22 protein-coding genes are annotated in these 22,815 nt (G+C 68.7%); 9 read left to right on the top strand and 13 right to left on the bottom strand.

Going from position 1 to position 22,815, the window contains the following annotated elements:
- Positions 1 to 67 precede the first annotated feature (67 nt).
- The 3 genes from DOL89_RS15140 to DOL89_RS15130 all read right to left on the bottom strand — a co-directional run bounded on the left by DOL89_RS15140 (position 68) and on the right by DOL89_RS15130 (position 2,786).
- Positions 68 to 1,600 (bottom strand): YifB family Mg chelatase-like AAA ATPase, encoded by a 1,533-nt coding sequence (locus DOL89_RS15140; protein ID WP_119679898.1) that lies wholly within the window; start codon positions 1,598 to 1,600, stop codon positions 68 to 70.
- Between the two features lie 99 nt (positions 1,601 to 1,699).
- A complete protein-coding gene (locus DOL89_RS15135) occupies positions 1,700 to 1,888 on the bottom strand; it encodes a hypothetical protein (protein WP_119679897.1) in 189 nt (62 codons plus the stop codon).
- A gap of 181 nt (positions 1,889 to 2,069) precedes the next feature.
- The gene (locus DOL89_RS15130; protein ID WP_225889820.1) at positions 2,070 to 2,786 is read right to left on the bottom strand and encodes an NnrU family protein; all 717 of its coding nucleotides are present in this window, start codon (positions 2,784 to 2,786) and stop codon (positions 2,070 to 2,072) included.
- A gap of 182 nt (positions 2,787 to 2,968) precedes the next feature.
- On the opposite strand from DOL89_RS15130, the gene DOL89_RS15125 reads away from it, so the two are divergent.
- The gene (locus DOL89_RS15125) at positions 2,969 to 4,354 is read left to right on the top strand and encodes an esterase-like activity of phytase family protein (protein WP_119679896.1); all 1,386 of its coding nucleotides are present in this window, start codon (positions 2,969 to 2,971) and stop codon (positions 4,352 to 4,354) included.
- Between the two features lie 15 nt (positions 4,355 to 4,369).
- Here DOL89_RS15125 and DOL89_RS15120 read toward each other — a convergent pair whose 3' ends face one another.
- Positions 4,370 to 4,942 (bottom strand): sugar O-acetyltransferase, encoded by a 573-nt coding sequence (locus tag DOL89_RS15120; RefSeq protein WP_119679895.1) that lies wholly within the window; start codon positions 4,940 to 4,942, stop codon positions 4,370 to 4,372.
- A gap of 63 nt (positions 4,943 to 5,005) precedes the next feature.
- Complete coding sequence (locus tag DOL89_RS15115) at positions 5,006 to 5,602, bottom strand: SH3 domain-containing protein (protein WP_225889819.1); 597 nt, start codon at positions 5,600 to 5,602, stop codon at positions 5,006 to 5,008.
- 179 nt (positions 5,603 to 5,781) lie between these two features.
- On the opposite strand from DOL89_RS15115, the gene DOL89_RS15110 reads away from it, so the two are divergent.
- Positions 5,782 to 6,771 (top strand): 2-hydroxyacid dehydrogenase, encoded by a 990-nt coding sequence (locus tag DOL89_RS15110; protein ID WP_119679894.1) that lies wholly within the window; start codon positions 5,782 to 5,784, stop codon positions 6,769 to 6,771.
- A gap of 77 nt (positions 6,772 to 6,848) precedes the next feature.
- Here the strand turns inward: DOL89_RS15110 and DOL89_RS15105 are convergent, their stop codons facing one another.
- Together DOL89_RS15105 and DOL89_RS15100 are read right to left on the bottom strand one after the other, a co-directional pair.
- Positions 6,849 to 7,598, bottom strand: coding sequence for a gamma-glutamyl-gamma-aminobutyrate hydrolase family protein (locus tag DOL89_RS15105; RefSeq protein WP_119679893.1), 750 nt, complete (start codon positions 7,596 to 7,598; stop codon positions 6,849 to 6,851).
- Between the two features lie 80 nt (positions 7,599 to 7,678).
- Entirely contained in the window at positions 7,679 to 8,752 is a 1,074-nt protein-coding gene (locus DOL89_RS15100; protein WP_225889818.1) for a hypothetical protein, read from the bottom strand.
- 143 nt (positions 8,753 to 8,895) lie between these two features.
- Between DOL89_RS15100 and DOL89_RS15095 the strand changes: the two genes are divergently transcribed.
- The gene (locus DOL89_RS15095; RefSeq protein ID WP_119679891.1) at positions 8,896 to 10,113 is read left to right on the top strand and encodes a pyridoxal phosphate-dependent aminotransferase; all 1,218 of its coding nucleotides are present in this window, start codon (positions 8,896 to 8,898) and stop codon (positions 10,111 to 10,113) included.
- Between the two features lie 115 nt (positions 10,114 to 10,228).
- Here DOL89_RS15095 and DOL89_RS15090 read toward each other — a convergent pair whose 3' ends face one another.
- Both DOL89_RS15090 and DOL89_RS15085 read right to left on the bottom strand, forming a co-directional pair.
- Positions 10,229 to 10,921 carry a TorF family putative porin gene (locus DOL89_RS15090; protein WP_119679890.1) on the bottom strand — a complete coding sequence of 231 codons (693 nt, stop codon included), beginning with the start codon at positions 10,919 to 10,921 and terminating at the stop codon, positions 10,229 to 10,231.
- A 304-nt stretch (positions 10,922 to 11,225) separates the two neighbouring features.
- On the bottom strand, positions 11,226 to 12,356 hold the full coding sequence (locus tag DOL89_RS15085) for a type III PLP-dependent enzyme (protein WP_119679889.1): 1,131 nt from the start codon (positions 12,354 to 12,356) through the stop codon (positions 11,226 to 11,228).
- 746 nt (positions 12,357 to 13,102) lie between these two features.
- Between DOL89_RS15085 and ccmA the strand changes: the two genes are divergently transcribed.
- Both ccmA and ccmB read left to right on the top strand, forming a co-directional pair.
- A complete protein-coding gene (ccmA, locus tag DOL89_RS15080) occupies positions 13,103 to 13,762 on the top strand; it encodes a heme ABC exporter ATP-binding protein CcmA (protein ID WP_119679888.1) in 660 nt (219 codons plus the stop codon).
- Positions 13,759 to 14,424: a heme exporter protein CcmB gene (ccmB, locus tag DOL89_RS15075; RefSeq protein ID WP_119679887.1), complete on the top strand. Its 666-nt coding sequence runs from the start codon at positions 13,759 to 13,761 to the stop codon at positions 14,422 to 14,424. Before ccmA ends, ccmB begins: the two co-directional genes overlap by 4 nt.
- Before the next feature lie 7 nt (positions 14,425 to 14,431).
- Here ccmB and DOL89_RS15070 read toward each other — a convergent pair whose 3' ends face one another.
- Complete coding sequence (locus DOL89_RS15070) at positions 14,432 to 14,872, bottom strand: MarR family winged helix-turn-helix transcriptional regulator (RefSeq protein ID WP_119679886.1); 441 nt, start codon at positions 14,870 to 14,872, stop codon at positions 14,432 to 14,434.
- Between the two features lie 206 nt (positions 14,873 to 15,078).
- Here DOL89_RS15070 and DOL89_RS15065 point away from each other — a divergent pair, with 206 nt between their 5' ends.
- Together DOL89_RS15065 and DOL89_RS15060 are read left to right on the top strand one after the other, a co-directional pair.
- The gene (locus DOL89_RS15065; RefSeq protein WP_119679885.1) at positions 15,079 to 16,215 is read left to right on the top strand and encodes a homogentisate 1,2-dioxygenase; all 1,137 of its coding nucleotides are present in this window, start codon (positions 15,079 to 15,081) and stop codon (positions 16,213 to 16,215) included.
- A 128-nt stretch (positions 16,216 to 16,343) separates the two neighbouring features.
- Complete coding sequence (locus tag DOL89_RS15060) at positions 16,344 to 17,366, top strand: fumarylacetoacetate hydrolase family protein (protein ID WP_119679884.1); 1,023 nt, start codon at positions 16,344 to 16,346, stop codon at positions 17,364 to 17,366.
- 62 nt (positions 17,367 to 17,428) lie between these two features.
- Here the strand turns inward: DOL89_RS15060 and cobT are convergent, their stop codons facing one another.
- Positions 17,429 to 19,468, bottom strand: coding sequence for a cobaltochelatase subunit CobT (cobT, locus tag DOL89_RS15055; RefSeq protein WP_119679883.1), 2,040 nt, complete (start codon positions 19,466 to 19,468; stop codon positions 17,429 to 17,431).
- 167 nt (positions 19,469 to 19,635) lie between these two features.
- Between cobT and DOL89_RS15050 the strand changes: the two genes are divergently transcribed.
- On the top strand, positions 19,636 to 20,022 hold the full coding sequence (locus DOL89_RS15050; RefSeq protein ID WP_119679882.1) for a type II toxin-antitoxin system RelE/ParE family toxin: 387 nt from the start codon (positions 19,636 to 19,638) through the stop codon (positions 20,020 to 20,022).
- Positions 20,006 to 20,326: an XRE family transcriptional regulator gene (locus DOL89_RS15045; RefSeq protein WP_119679881.1), complete on the top strand. Its 321-nt coding sequence runs from the start codon at positions 20,006 to 20,008 to the stop codon at positions 20,324 to 20,326. The genes DOL89_RS15050 and DOL89_RS15045 overlap by 17 nt, the downstream gene beginning before the upstream one ends.
- 6 nt (positions 20,327 to 20,332) lie before the next feature.
- On the opposite strand, the gene DOL89_RS15040 is transcribed toward DOL89_RS15045, so the two are convergent.
- Together DOL89_RS15040 and DOL89_RS15035 are read right to left on the bottom strand one after the other, a co-directional pair.
- Positions 20,333 to 20,728 carry a nuclear transport factor 2 family protein gene (locus DOL89_RS15040; RefSeq protein ID WP_162937545.1) on the bottom strand — a complete coding sequence of 132 codons (396 nt, stop codon included), beginning with the start codon at positions 20,726 to 20,728 and terminating at the stop codon, positions 20,333 to 20,335.
- Positions 20,729 to 20,876: 148 nt separating this feature from the next.
- The gene (locus DOL89_RS15035) at positions 20,877 to 22,802 is read right to left on the bottom strand and encodes an AMP-dependent synthetase/ligase (RefSeq protein ID WP_205574598.1); all 1,926 of its coding nucleotides are present in this window, start codon (positions 22,800 to 22,802) and stop codon (positions 20,877 to 20,879) included.
- Positions 22,803 to 22,815 lie beyond the last annotated feature (13 nt).

The raw sequence follows: 22,815 nt of genomic DNA, 5'->3' as shown, positions 1-22,815 counted from the left end.
CAATCTCCAGATGGGAGCACGGCCACATGCTGCACGCCATCCGCCTGTTGTTACAAGCTCCGTGCCCTCAGCGCCCCGGCACCGTCCGCCGGTAGCTCAGCGCCTCGGCCACATGGATTCGGCGCACCTCCGCCTTCCCGTCCATGTCGGCCAGGGTACGGGCCACGCGCAGGACGCGGTGGTAGCCGCGAGCGGACAGCCGCAGCCGCTCCGCCGCTTCGGTCAGCAGCGTGCGGCCGGCGCTGTCCGGGGCGGCCACCTTCTCCAGCAGCTCGCCATCCGCCTCCGCATTGGTGCGGATCACGGGGGCGCCCTGATGGTTCAGGCTGGCATAGCGCTGGCGCTGCACCTCCCGCACCTGCGCCACCCGTGCCGCCACCAACTCCGTTCCCTCCCGCGGGGGCGGCAGGGACAGGTCGGCCGGGGTGACGGCGGGCACGTCCACATGCAGGTCGATGCGGTCGAAAAGCGGGCCGGAGATTTTCGACTGGTAGTCCTGGGCGCATTTCGGGGCGCGGTTGCAGGCCAGCGACGGATCGTCCAGATGGCCGCAGCGGCAGGGATTCATGGCGGCCACGAGCTGGAACCGCGCCGGATAGACCACATGGTGGTTCGCCCGCGCGATGGTGGAGCGGCCGGTTTCCATGGGCTGGCGCAGGGCCTCCAGCGTGCCGCGCTGGAATTCCGGCAGCTCGTCCAGGAACAGCACGCCCTGGTGGGCCAGGCTGATCTCCCCCGGCTTGGCGCGCATGCCCCCGCCCACCATCGCGGCCAGGGTGGCGCTGTGATGCACTTCCCTGTAGGGCCGCCTGCGGATCAGGCGGCCGCCTTCCAACTGGCCGGCGACGGAGTGGATCATGCTGACCTCCAACGCCTCCGCCGGGTCGAGCGGCGGCAGCAGGCCGGGCAGGCGGCTGGCCAGCATGGACTTGCCCGATCCGGGCGGACCCATCATCAGCATGTTGTGGCCGCCGTTGGCCGCCACCTCCAGCGTGCGCTTTGCGGTTTCCTGGCCCTTCACGTCGCGCAGGTCGCGGATTGAGCCCGGATCGTCCGCCTGTTGCAGCTTCGGCTCCGGCCGGGAGAGCACCTGGGTGCCCTTGAAATGGTTCACGATGGACAGCAGGGAGGGTGCTGCCAGGATTTCCAGGTCGCCGGCCCAGGCCGCCTCACCGCCGCAGGCGGCCGGGCAGATCAGCCCGCGCCCCTGCCCGGCCGCATTGATGGCCGCCGGCAGCACCCCCGCTACCGGGGCGATGCCGCCATCCAGCCCCAGCTCCCCCAGCGCATGGAAGCGTTGCAGCTCATCGCCGGGCAGCACGCCCATCAGCACCAGCAGGGCCAGTGCAATTGGCAGATCGAAGTGGGAGCCTTCCTTCATTACATCGGCCGGGGCGAGATTCACGGCCAGCCGCTTGTGCGGGATGGCGATGCCAAGCGCATGCAGGGCGCTGCGCACCCGCTCCCGGCTTTCGCCCACCGCCTTGTCGGGAAGGCCGACGACGGTGAAGGCCACCTGCCCGTTGGACATCTGCACCTGGACGTCGATGTCCAGTACTTCGATCCCCTGGAAGGCGACCGTACCCACGCGCGCGACCACCCGCCCCTCCCGCAATACCCGTGGAGCGAGTGTATGATGCACACTTATATGCATCAAGGCTGCAGAATGCCTGCCTGATGCGATGGCGAAGGTCTGCGGTCAGCGCCGCTTCGGCCCCTGGTCGTCCGGTTCCATCCGGCTCACAACTTCGAGCGCATAGGCCAAGGGATCGAGCAGGCCCAGACGCGGATCGATGCCGTACTTCTGGCATTCCGCTTCGTAATTCAGCCGGGCGGACAGATAGGGGTCCTCCTCCGAGGCGAACTCCCCGGAGGTCTGTAACTGCATAAGCTTACGAAAAGAGTCTGACGGCATGAGGACACTCCCCTTGCAGGTCATTTTTTTGCGAATATGCCATGAAGTAAGGTTGTTTTATAGAACTTTTATTACACACGACAGTGTGCACGAACATGTTCACATGAGAAACCGGCCTAAGTAATAGAACTAAACTCGTAGGAAACTCCGACTTTCAGCGCGGAATAGCCGGTACCCCGAACAGAACCGGATGCAGATGCAGTATTAGGCCGTACAACACGGCCACCGCGGCCAGCCGGATCAGGCCGAATTCAGCCGCGGCGCGCGCCAGACTCTGCTGTCCCCGGACCACCGCGGCGAAAGGAACGAAGCTGGTGGACTCCTCGAACCTCTCCCAATCCAGCCCCAGGGCGGCACGTCGTTTTCCGTCGATCAGCATGGCGCCCACCAGCCCGAGCGCCCCCAGCGTGCCGAAGAAGATCAGGCTGCCGACATCCCCGTTCGGCGGCAGATGGGCGGCCGCCCAGATGGTCACGCCCCACAGGAACGGGTGCCGGGTGACGCGAAGCAGTCCCCGCGCGGGCTCGGCCGTGTGCAGCGCCTTCTCCTGCCCGACCGAGGTGGGGCTGCGCACGGTCAGTCCCCCGATGACGAGCAGCAGGGCGACGGGCATCAGCAGCAGAGGCGCCCAACCCTGCCAGGGCGCCCAGTCCCAGAGCTTGACATAGGGCACGCCGCCATAGGCGGCCACCAGCCAGGCGAAGGCGACCGCGGAGACGAGGGAGTAGAGGGAGAGGTAGGCGTTGACGCCGATCCGATCCACCAGCAGGGGGCGGAGGCGCGTGCTGGACACGCCGAAATGCGTCGCCAGCAGGAATGCCCCCGCCAGCGCCAGCCCTCCGACCGATCCCACCAGAACGGATGCGCCCATTACCGTTTCCTCATCCATTCCGTCATCGCGCCCCGGTGCGGACCTTGCCGTCGCCGGCTGCGTTTCCCTGTCACCATGCCATATCGCGGCCACGCTTGGGAGGTATCCGGGCCGGCGAGGGCTGCATTCGCCGCCAGGGGCGGGGCATACTTCACGCCAAACAATGGGAGGACCCGTCCGGCATGAGACTGCGCCCGTTCCGCCGCTTCCGCCTGCCGCATCCTGCGACCGCCGCACTGACGGCCCTGGCTCTGACGTTCGCTGCGCCGGCACCGGCGCAGGATCGCGCCCTGCCCGCGCGCCTGGACGGCATCGCCGTGCTGCCGGCCGGGAGCGCGCTGAAGCCGCCGGCGGACGCGCCGCCGCTGCTGCTCAGCACGGGCAAGTTCGCCAGCGACGATGGACGGCGGGTGGAGGCACTGGGTGCTATTCCCGTGCACGGAATGCCGGGCCTGCCTGTGCTGGGCCAACCGCTCCAGGGCATTTCCGGGCTGCGTCACGGACCGCAGGGGAGCTACTGGGCCATCACCGACAACGGGCTGGGCGCCAGGACGAATTCCGTCGATGCCATGCCCGCCATCCACAGGCTGCGGCCGGACTGGAGCGACGGCGCCGTGCGCCATCTGGAGACGATATGGCTGTCCGACCCGGACCGGCTGATGCCCTGGCCCATCACGCTGGAAGGAACCGACCGGCGCTACCTGACCGGCGCCGACATCGACCCTGAAAGTCTGGTGGCCGCCGGCGACGGGTTCTGGGTCGGGGAGGAGTTCGGCCCCTGGCTGCTGCGCTTCGATACGAAGGGCCGGCTGATCGGGCTGTGGGAGGCGGTGGTGGACGGCCGGCCCGTCCGGTCCCCCGATCATCCCTCGATGCGGCTGCCCGCCAAGCCGGACGGAAAGATCTCCTTCGACATCGCCCGCTCCCGCGGGTTCGAGGGGATGACCGCCTCGGCGGATGGCCGCTATCTCTACGCCTTGCTGGAAGGGCCGGTCTGGCGGGAGGGCAAGCCGGAAACCTTCGCCGACGGCAAGCCCCGCCTGCGCTGGCTCGAATTCGATGTGGCGGCGGATTCCGGCAGCGGCGGATGGACCGGACGGTCCTGGACCTACACGCTGGAGCGCGACGGCAATGCCATCGGCGAAGTCACCTGGCTGGACCAGGACCGCGCCCTGGTGCTTGAGCGTGACGAGGGCGAGGGCGATGCGGCCCGCGCCTGTCCGGACGCCAATACGCCCCGCCCCGACTGCTATCCCCGCCCGGCCCGCTTCAAGCGGCTGTACATGGTCACCCGCGCCGGCGTGAAGGATGGCGGCGCGCTGCGCAAGCTGGGCCATGTGGATCTTCTCGCGATCCAGGACCCGGAAGTCCACAGCGGCAGCGTGGGCGGCGAGGGCAGGTTCAACTTTCCCTTCGCGACCATCGAGAGCGTAGAGCGGGTCGGCGACAGCCAGGTGCTGATCGCCAACGACAACAACTTCCCCTACAGCGCCGGCCGCACACCCGGCACGGCGGAGGATACCGAATTCATCCTGCTGTCCGTGCCGGAGCTGCTGGCGCTGAAGTGACAGGGCGGGACGGCATCAGCCCGTCCGGCCCAACGCCCTGGCCGGATTGCCCGCGACGGTCGCGCCGGGCGGAACATCGCGCGTCACCACGCTGCCAGCCCCGATGATGGCGTCGTTCCCGATGCGGATGCCGGGCAGGATGATGGCACCGCCGCCGATCCAGACGTTCCGCCCGACGGCAACCGGCTTCCCGCTCTCGAACCCCTGCCGCCGCAGCTCCGGATCGCGCGGGTGATCCGCCGTGAGAATCTGCACCATGGGGCCGATCTGGCAGCCGTCGCCGATCTCGATCCCCACCACGTCCAGGAACACGCAGCCGAAATTGGCGAAGACCCCGTCGCCCAGGCTGATATTGTAGCCGTAGTCGCAATGGAACGGCGGGCGAAGCACCACCCCGGCTCCCACCTTTCCCATCAGTTCTTCCAGGATCGCCCCGCGCCGCGCCGCCTCGTCGGCGCCCGTGGCGTTGTAGGCGCGCAGCAGCCGATCCGCCCGCAACGCGTCGGCCGTGATTTCCGGCCCAACCGCACGGTACAGCTCTCCCGCCAGCATCTTCTGCTTTTCGCTGCGCCCGTCCCCGTCCTGCATCGTGCTTCCCCTGTTCGCGTCCGCATGGCTGGACAACAGGCGGCATGGCGGCGGAGCGCCGCCTTAATCCTCCACCCGCTCGTCCGGATAGACGCCCCAGATCTCATCCCGGCGCAGCCAGCCGCGGATTCCCTGCATTTCCACCAGGCACCAGGCATCCTGACAGCTCAGCAGCCGACCCATGACGCCCGGCTCCGCCTGGGCGAGGGCGGGAGAGGAGGAGTCCGCGCTCTGCCGCAGGGTCCGAATCTCGCCCAGAACCACCACGGCGCGGCGGCCCGACAGCATGGACTGATGCACCCAGCCCTGCGTGCCTTCCCAATCGCGGATGCGCCGCCAGGTGTCGAACTCCGCGGTCACCTCCACCGGCATGCCCTGGCGCACGAACACCCAGTCCACCGGATAGCGCACGCCCGGCCCCGTGCGCACATTCACCTCGCCCGAGCGCAGGGTGACGAAGCGCGGCACCGGCAGGCCGCTACGGATGATGGCGTCCGGCCGGGGGTCCGTCTCCGCCGGCTCCTCCTGGGCGAAGGCGGGCGGAACCATGGCGGGCAGGCAGGCCGCCGCCAGCCCGAGGGCCGTCAGGCACAGACCCAGCCCACCGTTGCGCACCGCCCGAAGACGATCCTGCTTCATCCCGACCTGCACCACCGCCATATCGCTTCCGCACAGCCTTGCCAATGCGGGGAGTTTGTGCTCCGCAGGATGTCGCGGGTCAAGGGGCGGGCATGCCTCGGCTCCGTGCGCCTGCCGGAAGCGGCAGCCCCCTTGCCGGATGGACAGCCGGCGGGACCGCTGCTATGGCAGAAGGGCAGTCCGGAAGCAGAGTATCCGCCATGCCGCCAACCAAGAAGCCGCTGGTCGTCGTCACCCGCAAGCTGCCCGACGTGATCGAGACGCGGATGATGGAGCTGTTCCAGACCCGCCTGAACCTGGACGACCATCCCCTGTCCCGTGCCGAGTTGGGGGAGGCGATGGCCACGGCGGACGTGCTGGTCCCCACGGTCACGGACCGCATCGATGCCGGCCTGATCGCGGAGGCGGGGCCGCAGCTGAAGCTGATCGCCAATTTCGGCAACGGCGTCGATCACATCGACCTGCGCGCCGCGCGGGAGCGGGGAATCATCGTCACCAACACGCCGGGCGTCCTGACCGAGGATACGGCGGACATGACCATGGCCCTGATCCTGGCCGTGGCCCGCCGCCTGTCGGAAGGCGAGCGGCTGGTGCGCGCCGGACGGTGGAGCGGCTGGGCCCCCACCATCATGCTGGGAACGCGCCTGACGGGAAAGCGGCTGGGCATCATCGGCATGGGCCGCATCGGCCAGGCCCTGGCCCGCCGCGCCAAGGGCTTCGGCCTGTCGATCCACTACCACAACCGCAAGCGCGTCCACCCCGATGTGGAGACGGAGCTGGAGGCGACCTACTGGGACAGCCTGGACCAGATGCTCTCGCGCATGGACATCGTCTCCATCAACTGCCCGCGCACTCCGGCGACGTACCATCTGCTGAATGCCCGCCGGCTGCAGTTGCTGAAGCCCAGCGCCATCGTGGTGAATACCAGCCGCGGCGAGGTGATCGACGAGGCCACCCTGTCCAGGATGCTCCAGCGCAAGGAGATCGCGGGCGCCGGGCTGGACGTGTTCGAGCATGAGCCGACCATCGACCCCAAGCTGCTGAAGCTCGACAATGTCGTGCTTCTCCCGCACCTGGGCAGCGCCACCTATGAGGGGCGCGTGGACATGGGGGAGAAGGTGCTGGTCAATGTGAAAAGCTTCATTGACGGCCACACCCCGCCCGACCGCGTGATCCAGTCGGATTTCTGAGGATCAGGCGACGCCCCATAGCGACCCGCAGGTCGGACCTCGCTATGCTCGATCCGACCTGCCTTTTCGCGCCGCCCTCACCGTCCGGCCGCGCGCAGGCGCACGGCCTCGCCGAAGGCCTTCAGCATGGCGGTGGAAGCCTCGTCTTCCCAGAAGCGCCATTCCGGGTGCCACTGCACCGCCAGGGCGAAGGGGTGGTCCTCCACCCGCACGGCTTCCACCAGCCCGTCGGGGGCGGCAGCCTCCACCGCCAGCCGGGGGGCCAGCCGGTCGATGCCCTGGCCGTGCAGGGAGTTGACGGTCAGCTCCTCCCGGCCGGTGATGGCGGCCAGATAGCCGCCGGGGGTCAGGCGGACCGTGTGGGCGGGACCGTACTGCACCTCCACCGGCGCATCCTTGTCCTCCCGGTGGTCGTTCAGTCCGGGCACCTCGTGCACGCGGGGATGCAGCGTGCCGCCCAGGGCCACGTTCAGCTCCTGGAAGCCGCGGCAGACGCACATCACCGGCACGCCCTTGGCGATGGCGGCCTTCAGCAGCGGCAGGGTGGTGGCGTCGCGGTCGGCATCGTGCGGCGGCGCCTCCGTTCCCGGCGTCCGGCCATAGAGGGTGGGATGGACGTTTGAGGGGCTTCCGGTGAAGAAGAGCCCGTCCAGCCGGTCCACCACCGCCTCCACATCGTACCAGTCGCCCAGCGCCGGCAGCACCATGGGCCAGGCGCCGGCCCCGTGGCTGACCGCGCGGACATATTTGTCCCCGGCCACATGGAAAGGGTGGTTCCCGATCTGGCGGGCGCAGGCCGGAACGCCGACGAGGGGCAGGCTGGACATGAGGCGCTCTTCACTGGTCAGGGGCAGGGCCGCAGGGTGGCCGCCCCCGGGGCAGGCTGTCAACCGGGCCGGCCGGCAGATCAGACCTTCCCGGCGCTCTGTTCAAGCATCAGGATGTGGTCCAGACCGGGCATGATCTCGCTGCGGATGAACTCCACCCGCTTCTGCGGGCTGCCGCCGCCGCGCGGGAAGCGTTCACGCCAGAGCGCCGTCTTCACCGCCAGCCCGCACAGCACGCCGCCGATGGTGACGTGGTGCGCCTCGATCTGGCTGCGCACCTCGCGGAAGCTGTCGGCGCTGATGTCGGTCCAGAAATCCTGGGAGCGGCGGTCGAAGGCCTCGAACCGGCCGGTGATGGAGGTGGTGATGCCGGTCAGCTTGCTGCGGACGTCGTCCAGCATGCGCATGACCAGTCGGTCGCGGGCGATGTTCTCGCTCTCCCCTGCCTCGTCGGCCCATTTCAGGAAGCGCTGCACCTCCGGCACGATGCCGTCCAGGCAGCTCCGGAAGTAGGCCAGGCTCAGGAACACGTCCCCGTATTCCTCAAGGAACTCGGGAATCTCGTTCAGTTCGACCTTCAGCCGGTCGGAGAGCCGCCGCAGGTTCCGCAACGCCTCCTCCCGGTCCGGGTTGGACAGCATGGACAGGATGTCGGAGGTGTCGCCGATGCGCCGGTCCTCCGTCCCGTAGACCTGCTGGATCAGCGGCCGGGTGAAATCCTTCATATAGCCGGTCAGCTCGCCCCGCTTCTGGGCGGACAGGCGCAGGAAGGCCGTGTCGTTGACCTCGATCCCCAGCCGGCGCAGCTCCTTGCGCAGGGTATAGACATCGAAGCTGTTGACCTGGGTCAGCTTGGCGACCTGGGCCGTATCCGCCTGCAGCTCGGCCTTGTGGGTCGGGAACAGGACGGGCAGCCGGTCCGGATGGACCTGCCCGCTTCCCGTCGCGCGGTCCTGGAACACCTCCACCACCGTCTCCAGACGGGCGTTCCGGATCAGCTTGGCACGGCGCAGGCCGGGCGTGCGGATCGGCAGCATCCCCAGCGGAAGGATGTGCAGCGCATCGCGCGACATGTCGTCGAACAGCATGCCGGGATCGCCGCCCTGCGGCGGGGCGGATGCTGCGGAACCGGAAACGGGGGGAGGATGCGTCATGGCGCGTAAGCTGTGCGTAAGGGGAACGCGATGCAAGGGAGCTGATGGCGCAGGCCCCGCAATGTTCCAGGCCGGCGGGGCTTCCATGGCTGGAGCGCCCCGCGCTATGGTGCGCCGGCCCCGCCCGAGAGGAGCTGCGATCCATGCACGCCCACCCCGATCTTTCCGGCCTCCGCCCGACGGTCGCCGGTCTGGAGGAGACGCGCATCCTCCAGATCATCCAGTACGGCCGGGGCCGGCCGGGGCTGATCCCGCTTTGGGTCGGAGAGGGGGACATCCCGACGCCGGACTTCATCCGGGAAGCCTGCGACCGCGCCATCCGCGACGGGCAGGTCTTCTACACCCACCAGCGCGGCCTGCCGGAACTGCGGGCGGAGCTGGCCAGCTATCTGACGCGGGTGCATTGCGCGCCCAACGGCGCCGCCCCGGTGGGGGAGGACCGAATCACCGTCACCGGAAGCGGCATGCAGGCCATCATGCTGACCATGCAGGCCCTGCTGGACCCCGGCGACGAGCTGGTGGTGGTCACGCCGGTCTGGCCCAACGTCGTCTCCGCCGCCCGCCTTGTCGGCGGCGTGGTGGTCGAGGTGCCGCTACAGCCGGTGGAAGGCGCTGGTCCGGCGGACTGGCGGCTGGACCTGGACGCGCTCGCCGCCGCCGTCGGCCCGCGCACCAAAGCGGTGTTCGTGAACTCCCCCGGCAATCCCACGGGCTGGATTCTGGAGCGGGCGGAGATGCAAGCGCTGTGGGATCTGGTCCGGGTGCGCGGCGTCTGGCTGATCGCGGACGAGGTCTACAGCCGGCTGGTCTACGACCGTCCCGCCGCTCCCTCCTTCCTGGAAATCGCGGGGCCGGAGGAGCGGCTGGTGGTGGTCAACAGCTTCTCCAAGAACTGGGCGATGACGGGCTGGCGGCTCGGCTGGCTGACCACGCCGCCGGAGATGGGGCTGGCGCTGGAGAAGCTGGTGCAGATTAACACCTCCGGCACGGCGGAGTTCGTGCAGATGGGCGGGCTGGCCGCGCTACGGCATGGGGAGGCGTTCCTGGAGGAGACCGTGGCGCGCTGCCGTGCCGGGCGGGACATGGTGACCCGCGCGCTGAACCAGGTTCCCGGCGTGTCGGTCACGCCGCCGCCCGGCGCGTTCTACGCGTTCCTGCGCCTGTCCGGCGTGACGGATTCGCTGGCCTTCGCCCGCGCCGTGGTGGACCGCTGCGCCGTCGGGCTGGCGCCGGGCAGCGCCTTCGGCGGGGGCGGCGAAGGGCATCTGCGCCTGTGTTTCGCCAGCTCCCCCGCCCGGCTGGAAGAAGCGGTGGCGCGGCTGGCGCCCGCCCTGGCGGAGTTGCTTCCGGACCCGCGTTGAGCTGGACGGAACCGGGGCTCGATCGCTCCGGCGCGATCAGACCAGAGAACCAATGAAAAAGGCCGGCGCCCCGGGGCGCCGGCCTTGATCACTCGACCGGTCGAACCGGCCTCGATCAGAAGGTCTTGGAGACCGAGAAGACGAACTTGTCGTCGGCGATGTCGCTGTTCGGGACATCGGTCGTGGAGTACTGACCGTCGAACACCCAGCCCTCGTAGCTGTAGGACAGGCCGAAGTTGGTGTTGATGTAGTTGTCCAGCTCCTCGAAGCCGTTCCAGCCGGCGCCGACATAGGCGGTCCAGGAGTCGCTCAGGGCCAGATCGACGCCGTAGGCCAGGTACCAGGAGTCACCGCTGTTGCCGGAATAGTCCGGGCTCCAGTAGGCGGCCACGTTGTAGGTGGTGATGCCCAGCGTGTAGCTCAGGTCCGTGCCGAACTCGAAGTAGTCCAGATCCTCGCCGCCGGCGCCGGTGTAGTAGTAGTACAGCGCCTGGGCGGAGTAGGCGAAGTCGCCCACCTCGTTGGCGAAGCCGACGAAGAAATCGACCTCGTAGTCGGCATCAGAGCCCTCGAAATCCACGTTCGACGCCCAGACGCCGCCGAAGAACCCGGACTCGTGCGCGGCATCCACACCGATCTGCAGGGCGGGGTCGCTGTTCGTCTGGCTGACGCCGCGGAACAGATAGTCCGTCGTGGCAGTGACGGTGGCGGAGATGTCGACCGGCAGATCCTGGGCCTGGGCCGAGCCAGCAGCACCCATCACCAGGGCGGCCACCGCCGCGGACGCGAGCAACCGGGGAAAACGCATTGAACCGCTCCTTGTGAGGCTTATCCTTGAGGCGTGCGCGATGCAGCAAATACAGCGCGCCGCGCAGAACTCTCTATGAGCCGTGGAAAACCGCTTCGTTCAAGCCTGTAGTGGTAGTGCAGCGCCAGCGAAGGGCGAGTTTCCAGGCAAGTGTTGCAGAAAAATAACGCACCTGCACCATAGGAGGCGATGCGGTTGTCGGCCTGCGGATATGGCCGCCGCCCTTGATCCAGCCATGAAAAAGGGCCCGCCCCTTGCGAGGCGGACCCTGTTCCGGCAACCGTTTCCGAACCTGACCTGACAATCAGATGTAGTAGGCCCGCAGCGGCGCGAAGCCGTTGAAGTTCACCGCCGAGTAGGTGGTGGTGTAGGCGCCGGTCGCCTGGATCGCCACCGTGTCGCCGATGCGCAGATTGACCGGCAGGCGGTAGTCGGACTTCTCGTACAGCACGTCGGCGCTGTCGCAGGTCGGGCCGGCGATGATCACCGGCTGGGTCTCGCCGCCGTCATGCTCGGTGGTGATCGGGTACTGGATCGCCTCGTCCATGGTCTCCGCCAGGCCGCCGAACTTGCCGATGTCCAGATAGACCCAGCTCTTCTCGTCGTTGGCGGACTTGCGGGAGATCAGCACCACCTCGGAATGGATCACGCCGGCATTGCCGACCATGCCGCGGCCCGGCTCGATGATCGTCTCCGGGATGCGGTTGCCGAAATGCTTGCGCAGCGCGTCCATGATGGCGTTGCCATAGGCCTCGCTGGTCGGCACGTCCTTCAGGTAACGGGTGGGGAAGCCGCCGCCCAGATTGACCATCTTCAGCGCGACACCCTTCTCCTCCAGATCGCGGAAGATCTTGGCGGTGGTGGCCAGCGCCTGCTCCCACTGGCCGACGTCCCGCTGCTGGCTGCCCACATGGAAGGAGACGCCGTAGGGCACCACATCCATGCCGGCGGCCTGCAGCAGCAGGTCGTGCGCCATCGCGGGCTCGCAGCCGAACTTGCGGGAGAGCGGCCAGTCGGCGCCCTCGCCCGAGGTCAGGATGCGGCAGAACACCCTGGAGCCCGGCGCATGGCGGGCGATCTTCTCCAGCTCCTCGATGCTGTCGAAGGCGTAGAGACGGATGCCCAGCGCATAGGCACGGGCGATGTCGGACGCCTTCTTGATCGTGTTGCCATAGCTGATGCGGTCCGGCGTGGCGCCGGCGTCCAGCACGTCCTGGATCTCGTTGACCGAGGCGGTGTCGAAGCTGGAGCCCAGCCCCACCAGCAGGCGCAGGATTTCCGGCGCCGGGTTGGCCTTCACCGCGTAGAAGATCCGCGAATCGGGCAGGGCGTTGTTCAGCTTCGTGAAATTATCCGCCACCACGTCGAGGTCGACGATCAGGCAGGGCGTGGCGGGAGCGGTCTCGCGGAAGAAACGGGAGATCTTCTCGGTCATCTTGGACTCCGAGGCGGCAGGCGGTGGCGGTATGTGCGGAAAAAAGAGGCTCAGCCGGGCGGATGCCCGGTTCCGATCAAGCAGGCCGATAACGGCGGGCCCGAACGGCTCACATACAGGCGCTGTGGCCTGTTGCCGAAGTCTGACTGGAAGAAATAGTGGCAGGCGCGGCCGGCCCACCGACAACAACATCAACCATCGTAGCCTCCAATTCGCCGCCTTGCTTAAGGGACGGTCGGGGGGTACGCGTTACGTCGTTGCATAACCCCACCGGGCTGACGGCGCCGTCCGGGTCCCAGTTGCTGGGGGGACGGGAGTGGGGGCCATAGGCACGTGCGCTGCGACTGCGGCGGTATATAGGGCAAGATGCCCCGGTCCAAAAGGGATTTTTTTGGACCAGGAAATGCGTCCGCCGCGTGGCAGCGGGCAGATTTTGGAAGATCGGCCAGGGATCACATTTTGGCCATTTTCCGGCGCCAATTCGAACAAGGGCCGATGGCCCACTTCGACACGGAACCGCCCTGCGCCGACGGCGCGGGCCAACCGCCGGAGCTTCGCCCCCCAGCGACAGTGGCGGCGGCCTGCGGCGGTTCCGCCAGCCCGCCCCGGCTGGCACCATCGACGGCCACCGCACCGGCCCCGTGCGGTGGCCGTTCCTTTCGGCGGCAGCGGCCTTTCCCTTTTCCGCCCGTCCGTGGCAAGGTGCGGCCCGCCCGATCCGCCCGCAACGCACCAGCCCCTCCGCCATGCTCCGATTCGAAGGCCGCGCCCTGACCTGCCTGCGCGGGGCCCGTGTGGTCTTCACCGATCTGGAATTCGCCCTGCCGTCCGGCGGGGCGCTTGTGCTGGTGGGACCGAACGGCAGCGGCAAGTCCAGCCTGCTGCGCCTGATGGCCGGGCTGTCCAAGCCCTTTTCCGGCGAACTGCTGTGGGATGGCGGCCGCGTCGCCGACGATCCGGAGGCGCACCGCGCCCGGCTGCGCTATGTCGGCCATCTGGACGCCGTGAAGCCGGCCCTGACCGCGGCGGAGAACCTGTCCGGCTGGGCCGGCCTGTCCGGCGACGCCGGCACGGCCCGCGACCGGGCATTGGCGGCGCTGGAGCGGATGCGGATCGCGCATCTGGCCGAGGTGCCGGGCCGCTACCTCTCCGCCGGGCAGAAGCGGCGGCTGAATCTGGCCCGCCTCGCTCTCGACCCGGCTCCGCTCTGGCTGCTGGACGAGCCCACCACGGCGCTGGACCGCGCCAGCGTGGCCCGATTCGCCGAGACTATCGCCCGGCACCGGGAGGCCGGCGGCATGGTGGTGCTGTCCACCCATACCGACCTGGATCTGGAAAGCCCGCAGGTGCTGGACGTGTCGGATTTCGGCATCGATCCCGACGATGCGGCGGAGGAGCTGGCATGAGGGCCTTCCTGCGCCTGATCGGACGCGACCTGCGGCTGGCGCTGCGCCAGGGGGCGGATGCCGCCACGGCAGTGCTGTTCTTCGTGCTGTGCGTGGTGCTGTTCCCCTTTGGCATCGGGCCGGAGCCCAACATCCTGGCCCGCATCGCGCCGGGCGTGATCCTGGTGGCGGCCCTGCTGGCCTCCCTCCTCTCGCTGGAGCGGCTGTTCCAGACGGACCATGAGGACGGGTCGCTGGACCTGCTGGCCCTGTCGCCCCTGCCGCTGGAGGCGGTGGCGCTGGCCAAGGTGGCGGCGCACTGGCTGATCACCGGGGTGCCGTTGATCCTGGCCAGCCCCGTGCTGGCCGTGCTGCTGAACCTGCCGGCGGACGGGTACGGCACCCTGCTGCTGGCCCTGGTGCTGGCGACACCGCTGCTGAGCCTGATCGGTGCGGTAGGAGCGGCGTTGACGCTGGGCGCGCGGCGCGGCGGGGTGCTGCTGCCGCTGCTGATCCTGCCGCTCTACATCCCCGCCTTGATCTTCGCCGCCGCGGCCATCGACGCCGCGGTGACCGGGCTGGAGCCGCGGCCGCATTTGCTGCTGCTGGGCGGGCTGCTGGCCGGCGCCCTGCCGCTGGCCCCGTTGGCCGCCGCCGCTGGGTTGCGGGCGGCGCTGGATTAGAGCTCCCCTACTCCTCCGCCATCCGGTCCAGCCGTGCATCCAGCCGGTCCAGAAGCCGGGTCAGCTCCTCCCGCTCCGCCGGGGCGAGGCAGTCCAGCAACTGCCGCTCCCACTCCAGCGCCAGCGGGGCGATCCGCTCATAGAGGTCGCGGCCGGCCGGTGTGAAGGAGAGGCGCAGCAGGCGCTGATCCTGCTGGTGCACGGCACGGGCCAGGAAGCCGGTCTCCACCAGCCGGGCCACGGCGCGGCTGACCTTCGCCTTGTCCATCTGGCTGCGCTCAACGATGTCGTTGGAGCTGAGCGGCTGTTCCCGCCCCAATATGGCGATCACCCGCCATTCCGGGATGCTGATCCCGAACTGGTCCTGGTACCGGCGCGCCAGCTCCTTGCTGACGCGCTTGGCCAGCACGTTGATCCGGTAGGGAAGGAAGGTTTCAAGCTGAAGCATCGTGGGAGCCACGTTTGCGCGGGATCGTTCCACTTGCAAGCATCTCGATCATCCGGCAACCTCGTTTCGTTTGAAACGGTCGGGCCGGAGCCGTTCATCCTTCGACAGGCTCAGGATGAGGTTCGGCGAGGCACCGCAGCCGGGTCGCCCTCACCCTGAGTCCGTCGAAGGGCGAGGGCGCGCACAGAAACGGGAGGTCCAGAGCGATGCGCCGGTACATCCAGTTCCCCAAGGTCGAGGGCACGGCCAGCCGCCAGGCCCACGCCAACCTGCCCGAGGGCACCTATGAGCGGGAGATCGGAAAGGAGGGGTTCTTCGGCCCCGCCACCCACATGTACCACCGCAACCCGCCCACCGGCTGGCTGAGCTGGGAGGGGCCGCTGCGCCCCCGCGCCTTCGACGTGGTGAAGGAGCTGGAGGGCGGGGCCACGCCCTGGGCGGCGCGGGAGTTCCTGTACAACGCCCATTGCCGCATGCGGATCTGGAAGTGCGACGCGCCGATGGACCATCTGGTCCGCAATGGCGACGGCGACGAGCTGATGTTCGTGCATGAGGGGGCGGGCGAGCTGTTCACCGACTACGGCCATCTGTCGGTCACCGCCGGCGACTATGTGATGCTGCCGCGCAGCACCATGTGGCGCCTGTCGCCCACCAGCCCGGTGACCGCCCTGCTGATCGAGGCGACGGGGTCCAGCTATCAGCTTCCCGACCGCGGCATCGTCGGCCCGCACGCCGTGTTCGACCCGGCCATGCTGGACACGCCCGCCATCGACGACGCCTTCCTGTCGCAGCAGTCGGAGACCGGTCCCGACGGCGTCTGGAAGGTGCTGATCAAGCGGCGGCACGCGCTGAGCACGGTGACCTATCCCTTCAACCCGCTGGATGCCGTGGGCTGGAAGGGCGATCTGGCGCCGGTGCGGCTGAATGTGAAGGACATCCGGCCGCTGATGTCCCACCGCTACCACCTGCCGCCCAGCGCACACACCACCTTCGTCGCCAACCGCTTCGTGGTCTGCACCTTCGCCCCGCGCCCGTTCGAGACGGACGAGAACGCGATCAAGATCCCGTTCTTCCACAACAACGACGATTACGACGAGGTGCTGTTCTACCACGCCGGCGACTTCTTCAGCCGCGACAACATCAAGGCCGGGATGGTGACCTTCCACCCCTGCGGCTTTACCCACGGCCCGCACCCCAAGGCCCTGACCAAGATGCTGAAGCAGACCAAGCCGGCCACCGACGAATATGCCGTCATGATCGACACCCGCGACGCGCTGGAGGTGGCGGAGCTGCCGGCCGGGGTGGAGCTGGAGAGCTATGCCGACTCCTGGCGGGTCAAGTAGACCGGACGAGCGGACACACGCCCGCGCGGTTCGGTGAGCGAAGATGCCGGGCCGCCGAACATCCCCTGACCAAAGAACGCCTGATCACGGTGCGACGCACCTGATCCGGCCTACCAATTGAGAGCACGATGAAACTCGCAACGCTGAAGACCGGCGGCCGGGACGGCATGCTGGTGCTGGTCTCCCGGGACCTGAGTCGCTGCTGCCCCGCGCCCGCCATCGCCATGACGCTGCAGCAGGCCCTCGACCATTGGGACAGCGCCAAGCCGGCGCTGGAAGGCGTGGCGGCGGAGCTGGAGGCCGGCGTTGCCGAGGGGATCATGCCCTTCGATGAGGCCGCCTGCCATTCGCCCCTGCCCCGCGCCTACCAGTGGGCGGACGGTTCGGCCTATGTCAACCATGTGGAGCTGGTGCGCAGGGCCAGGGGGGCGGAGATGCCGCCCAGCTTCTGGACCGATCCGCTGATGTACCAGGGCGGGAGCGACGCCTTCCTGGGTCCGCGCGATCCCATCCTGATGGCGGATGAGGGCTGGGGCATCGATCTGGAGGGGGAGGTGGCCGTGATCACCGGCGACGTGCCCATGGGGGCCACGCCGGAGATTGCCAGGAGCTGCATCCGCCTGATCATGCTGGTGAACGATGTCAGCCTGCGCGGCCTGATCCCGGCGGAGCTGGCCAAGGGCTTCGGCTTCTTCCAGTCCAAGCCGTCCAGCGCCTTCAGCCCCGTGGCGGTGACGCCGGACGAGCTGGGCTCCGCCTGGGACGGGGCCAAGCTCCATCTGCCGCTGGTCAGCCACGTCAACGGCAAGCCCTTCGGCAGGCCGGATGCCGGGGCGGACATGACATTCGACTTCCCCACCCTGGTGGCCCATGCGGCGAAGACCCGGCCCCTGGGGGCCGGCGCCATCATCGGGTCCGGCACCGTGTCCAACAAGGACCCGGACGGCGGCCCCGGCCGGCCGGTGGAGGAGGGCGGGCTGGGCTATTCCTGTCTGGCGGAAATCCGCACCATCGAGACTATCCGCGAGGGCAAGCCCCGCACCCCCTTCCTGCGCTTCGGCGACCGGGTCAGGATCGAGATGTTCGACGCGGCCGGCGGATCGATCTTCGGCGCCATCGATCAGGAGGTGCGGAAGTACGAGGGGGTATGAGTCATCCAGGTCCGCCATCCCGGCGCAAGCCGGGACAGCGGAAGGAAAAAGCGGCAGCGGCGTTACAGCACGCCCTTCCGCACCGCCATGGCCGTCTTGCTGCCGCGCGGCAGGCTGGCCAGGGCGCTGGTGCGGGTGCCGACGGCGACGCTGGGCGCGGAGGGGCCGCCCGGTCCGCGGCCGGCGCCCGGGCTGCGGCCAGCGGATGGCTGGGGAGACGCGGCGGGGGCCTTGGCGGACCAGCTTCCGGGCCGGCCGCCCTCCTCGAACAGCTCCGCCAGCTTCTCCATCATGGTGCCGCCGAGCTGTTCGGCGTCCACGATGGTGACGGCGCGGCGATAGTAGCGGGTCACGTCGTGCCCGATGCCGATGGCGACGAGCTGGACCGGGCTCTTGGTCTCGATCCACTCGATCACCTGGCGGAGGTGCTTTTCCAGATAGCTGCCGGAGTTGACGGACAGGGTGCTGTCATCCACCGGCGCGCCGTCGCTGATCACCATCAGGATGCGGCGCTGCTCCGTCCGGGCGATCAGGCGGTTGTGCGCCCAGAGCAGCGCCTCCCCGTCGATATTCTCCTTGAGGATTCCCTCGCGCAGCATCAGGCCGAGATTCTTGCGCACCCGCCGCCAGGGGGCGTCGGCCGCCTTGTAGACGATATGGCGCAGATCGTTCAGCCGGCCCGGCTGCGGCGGCTTGCCGGCCTGTATCCACTTCTCCCGGCTCTGCCCGCCCTTCCAGGCGCGGGTGGTGAAGCCCAGGATTTCCACCTTCACCCCGCACCGCTCCAGCGTGCGGGCCAGGATATCGGCGCTCATGGCGGCGATGGTGATCGGCCGGCCGCGCATGGAGCCGGAATTGTCGATCAGCAGCGTCACCACGGTGTCGCGGAAATCCGTCTCGTTCTCCCGCTTGAAGGAGAGCGGCACGATGGGGTTGGCGACCACGCGGGCGAGCCGGGCGGCATCCAGGATGCCCTCCTCCAGGTCGAACTCCCAGGCGCGGGTCTGCTTGGCCATCAGCCGGCGCTGCAGCCGGTTGGCCAGCTTGGCGATCATGCCGTGCAGGTGCTGGAGCTGGTGGTCCAGCAGGGTGCGCAGGCGGGACAGCTCGTCGCTGTCGCACAGCTCCGCGGCATCCACCACCTCGTCGAAGGCGGTGAGGAAGGCCTTGTAGCCGGCCGGATCGGGCTCGTTGCGCCAGCGGTCGGGGCGGTAGGGCTCGCCCGGCGTGCCCGGCTCCTCGGACCCTGCGCCCTCGCCCATCTCGGCGGCATCGTCGCGGGCCTCCTCGCCGGCGCCGGTCTCCTCAACCTGGGTTTCGCCGGTCTCGTCGGACTGGACCTGCTGCTGGTTGCCGCTGTCCTGCTCGCCGCCGGAATTGTCCTGATCGGGGTCCTGACCCTGCTCCTGATCCTCCCCGCTCTCGTCCTCCTGGCCCTCTTCCATCTCCGGCTCGGCCCCGACCTCCATGTCGAGGTCGGTCAGAAGGCGGCGGACGGAGCGGGCATAGGCGTCCTGGTCGTCCATCAGCCCGGCGAGGCTGCCCAGCGAGTCGCCCAGCTTGTCCTGCACCCAGGGCCGCCAGAGCTCCACGGCGGAGCGGGCGCTGGGCGGCGGCTCGGCCCCGGTGATGGCCTCGCGCGCCAACAGGCGCAGCGCGTCCGATAGCGGGGCCTGGTCGCGGTCGCTGATCCGGTCGAAGCCCTGGCGGCGGTACCGCTCCTCCAGCGCCGCGCCCAGATTCTGGGCCACGCCGATCATGTCGCGGGCGCCGATGGCCTCTACCCGCGCCTGCTCCAGCGCCTCATAGGCCTGCCGGGCGGTCTCGCCGGTGGGCATGCGCAGCGCGTGGACGTCGGCATCGTGGTGCTTCAGGCGCAGGGCCGCGCTGTCCGCCGCCCCGCGCACGCTGGCCACCTCCCGCGCGTTCAGGTCGCGCGGCGGCAGCGGCACGCGGACGCGCGCACCCAGCAGGCTGCTGGCCGGCGCGTTCGGCGCATCCGCCGCGAAGCCCACCGTCAACTCGCGCTTCTCGGAAATGGCGCGCACGCATGCGCTGGTGGCGCGCTTGAAGGCTTCGAGCGGAGTATCCTGCTGTGCCATGCCGACTGCCTGAAACCACGGAATAGGTCGGCTTCCATATTGGCACGGAAAACGGCACTGGGGAGGGTTGAAATCGGGCAGCGGGATTGCGCCGGGCCGATACGGCCGGAACAAGCTTCACCAACGCCCCACTTGATGCCCCATAGCTTGGGGGCTATATAAAGACCATGGCTTGGCTGGTCCGCTTCCATGATGAATTCGAGCTGGAGTTCCTGGCGCTGACCGCTGCCGTCCAGGATGAATTGCTTGCGCATGCGAAGCTGCTGGCTGCCGAGGGACCGGCATTGGGGCGTCCGCACGTTGATACCCTAGCCGGATCGAAGCACGCCAACATGAAGGAAATGCGCTTCATGGCGGCCAACGGCGTCTGGCGCGTGGCATTCGCCTTCGATCCGGAGCGGGCTGCCATCCTGCTGGTGGCGGGAGACAAGGCCGGCGTCTCGCAGAAGCGGTTCTATCGTGGCTTGGTGGAGCGGGCCGACCGCCGCTTCGATGATCACCTGCAAAGCCTGAAGGCAAAGCGGAAGGACAGGAAACATGGGCCGATCACTTGACGAGGTCATGAGCAGCCTGCCGCCGGAGCGGCGCGAGGCCATAGAGGCGCGGGCTGCGGCGTTGACTGCGGAGGTCGAGGGGCTGCGCGCATTGCGGGTCCTTGCCGAGCGCAGCCAGGAGCAGATCGCCGATGCCCTTGGCATCAAACAGCCGTCGGTCCACAAGATGGAGCGGCAGGCGGACCTGTACCTGTCCACGCTACGGCGTTTCGTGGAGGCGGCGGGCGGAACATTGGAGCTGCGCGTGCAGCTTCCCGGCAAGGAACCGATCCGGCTTTCGGGGATCGGCGATATCCGCCCCTGAGCAGCGTCAGTCGGCCACCCGCGTCACCTGACTGGACAGCAGCCGCCAGCCTTCCTCCTTCCAGCTCCAGACATTGGTGTAGAGGAAGGCGCCGGTGACCGGCTGGCCGAGATGGGTGACGGTCAGGGTGGCGCGGGCGGTGACCAGGGCCACATCCGGGGCGGCGAAGCGGGCCTGATGATCGGCCAGCTTCAGCTCCTGATAAATCACCCAGTCGAACTCGGCCAGGCGCTGGGCCTTGTCGTTGAAGACGCCGTTGAAATCGATGCCGAGGAAGGCATCGTCCACCATCCTGGCATAGGCCGCCCGGTCGCCGGTCAGGCGGGTGGCCATCAGGGTGCGGTCGGCAAGAAGCGGGTCGGCTGCGGGAATCGGCCGGGACGTGGCGGAATCGGCGGACATGATCAGGGTTCCGGATCGCGGAAGCGGCATCGCAGGCGCCCCAAGGGGGCTACCCGCATGCGTTCTTATGTCCCCATTAGCTGAAGGCTACCGGACCGATTTTCAATGACAGCGGGGAGCCACGGCGTTTTCGCCGCACCGGCCCGCCTCACGCCTCGTACAGCCCGTCGATCTGGTCCTGGAGCTGTTTGACCACCAGATTGCGCTTGATCTTCATGGTGGGCGTCATCAGCCCGTTCTCCATGGTGAAGGGGTCGGCGACGATGCGGAATTTGCGGATGCGCTCCACGCCGGACAGACCCTTGTTGGCGCGGTCGACGGCATCGGCGACATGCTTGCGGAAGTCGGGGTCCTGGACCAGCTCCTCCAGCCGCTCCGGCTTGCCGCGCCGTCTGGCCCAGGCGCGCGCGATCTCATGGTCCGGCACCACCAGCGCCACGATGTAGGGCCGCCGGTCGCCGCAGACCACGGCCTGGGCGATTTCCGGTTCCAGCGTCAATTGGCTTTCCACCCGGGCGGGGGAGACATTGTCGCCGCCGGAGGTGACCAGAAGGTCCTTTTTCCGGTCGGTGATGACGATGCGGCCCTTTTCGTCGAAATGGCCGACATCGCCGGTGTGCAGCCAGCCATCGATCAGCGCCCGCTCGGTCGCGGACTCGTCCTCCCAGTAGCCGTTCATCACGTTGGGGCCGCGCACCAGGATCTCGCCATCCTCCCCGGTCACCACCTCGCAGCCCTTCACCGGCGGGCCGACCGTATGGTGCGCGATGCAGGAGACGCGGTTGACGCTGATCAGCGGGGCCGCCTCCGTCTGGCCGTAGCCCTGGAGCAGCCGCACGCCCAGCGCGTCGAAGAACAGCCCGACCTCCTCGTTCAGGGCGGCCCCGCCGCTGACCAGCGCCTTGATCCGCCCGCCCAGCTTCTGCCCGATCCTGGCGCGCACCAGCCGGTCCATGGCCCGGTTCAGCAGCGCCCGGTGGAAAGGCAGCCGGCCGCCGCGGCGGTACCGCTCCTTCCCGAGTTCAAGTGCCAGGTTGAACAGCTTCTGCCGGTACCCGCCCTGCCGCTGCACCTCGCGCACCATGCGCTGCTGCACCACCTCCATCAGGCGGGGCACGACCAGCACGATGCTGGGCTTCACCTCCCCCAGATTGGCGGCCAGCTTGTCGATGGATTCCACATAGGCGATCTCGGCCCCCAGGAAGACCGGGAACATCTGGCCGCAGGAATGCTCATAGGCGTGGGAGAGCGGCAGGCAGGAGAGGAAGACCTCGTCCTCCAGCCCGATCTCGTCCAGCACCTCGAACGCGCCGATGCAGTTGGCCAGCACCGCCCGGTGGCTGAGCATCACGCCCTTGGGCAGGCCGCCGGTGCCGGAGGTGTAGATGATGCAGCTCGTCCGGTCGGCGGTGAAGCTGCGCGACAGCTCCTCCGGGTCGAGGGCGCTGTGGTGCGGCGGCCTCCGCTCCTCCTCTCCCGCCTCGTCGGGGGCCGGAACGGCGGTGTTGCCGCCGCGGGCCAGGGGCAGCATGTCGTGTCGAAGCGGGGTCGGGGCCGGTAGGCCCAGCTTCTCCGCCCCCTTCTCCAGCAGGGCGTCCCAGCCAAGGGTCCGTAGGGCCGGGTCGGCCGGCACGTCGGCGGAGCCGATGGCGACAAGGGTGCGGCAGCAGCCCACCTGTGTTGCCGCCGCATAGACCTTGCGCGCCAGGGCCTTGCCGGACACGATCACCACGCAGGCCCCGCTGTTGCGCAGGATATGCACATAGTCCGGCGTGCCCACGGTGGTGTAGGCGGGAACGGTGATGGCCCCCAGGCTCATGATCGCGAAATCGGCGATCAGCCATTCCGGCCGGTTCTCCGCCACGATGCAGACCCGGTCACCCTGTTTCACGCCCAGCGCCGCAAGGCCGCGCGCGGCATCCACCACCTGGTCCCGCACCTCCGCCCAGCTCAGCCGCACCCAGTCGCCGTCGCGCTTGACGCGCAGCATGGGCCGGCCGCCCAGCCGGGCGGCCTGGTCGAAGAACATGGCGGGCAGCGTGGCCCACTCCTCGAAGCGCGGCATCACCGCCATGCGGACTTCCTTC

Origin of the sequence: Indioceanicola profundi (genome assembly GCF_003568845.1) — a bacterium.
GTDB lineage: Bacteria > Pseudomonadota > Alphaproteobacteria > Azospirillales > Azospirillaceae > Indioceanicola > Indioceanicola profundi.
This window is presented reverse-complemented; position numbering and strand designations above follow the sequence as displayed.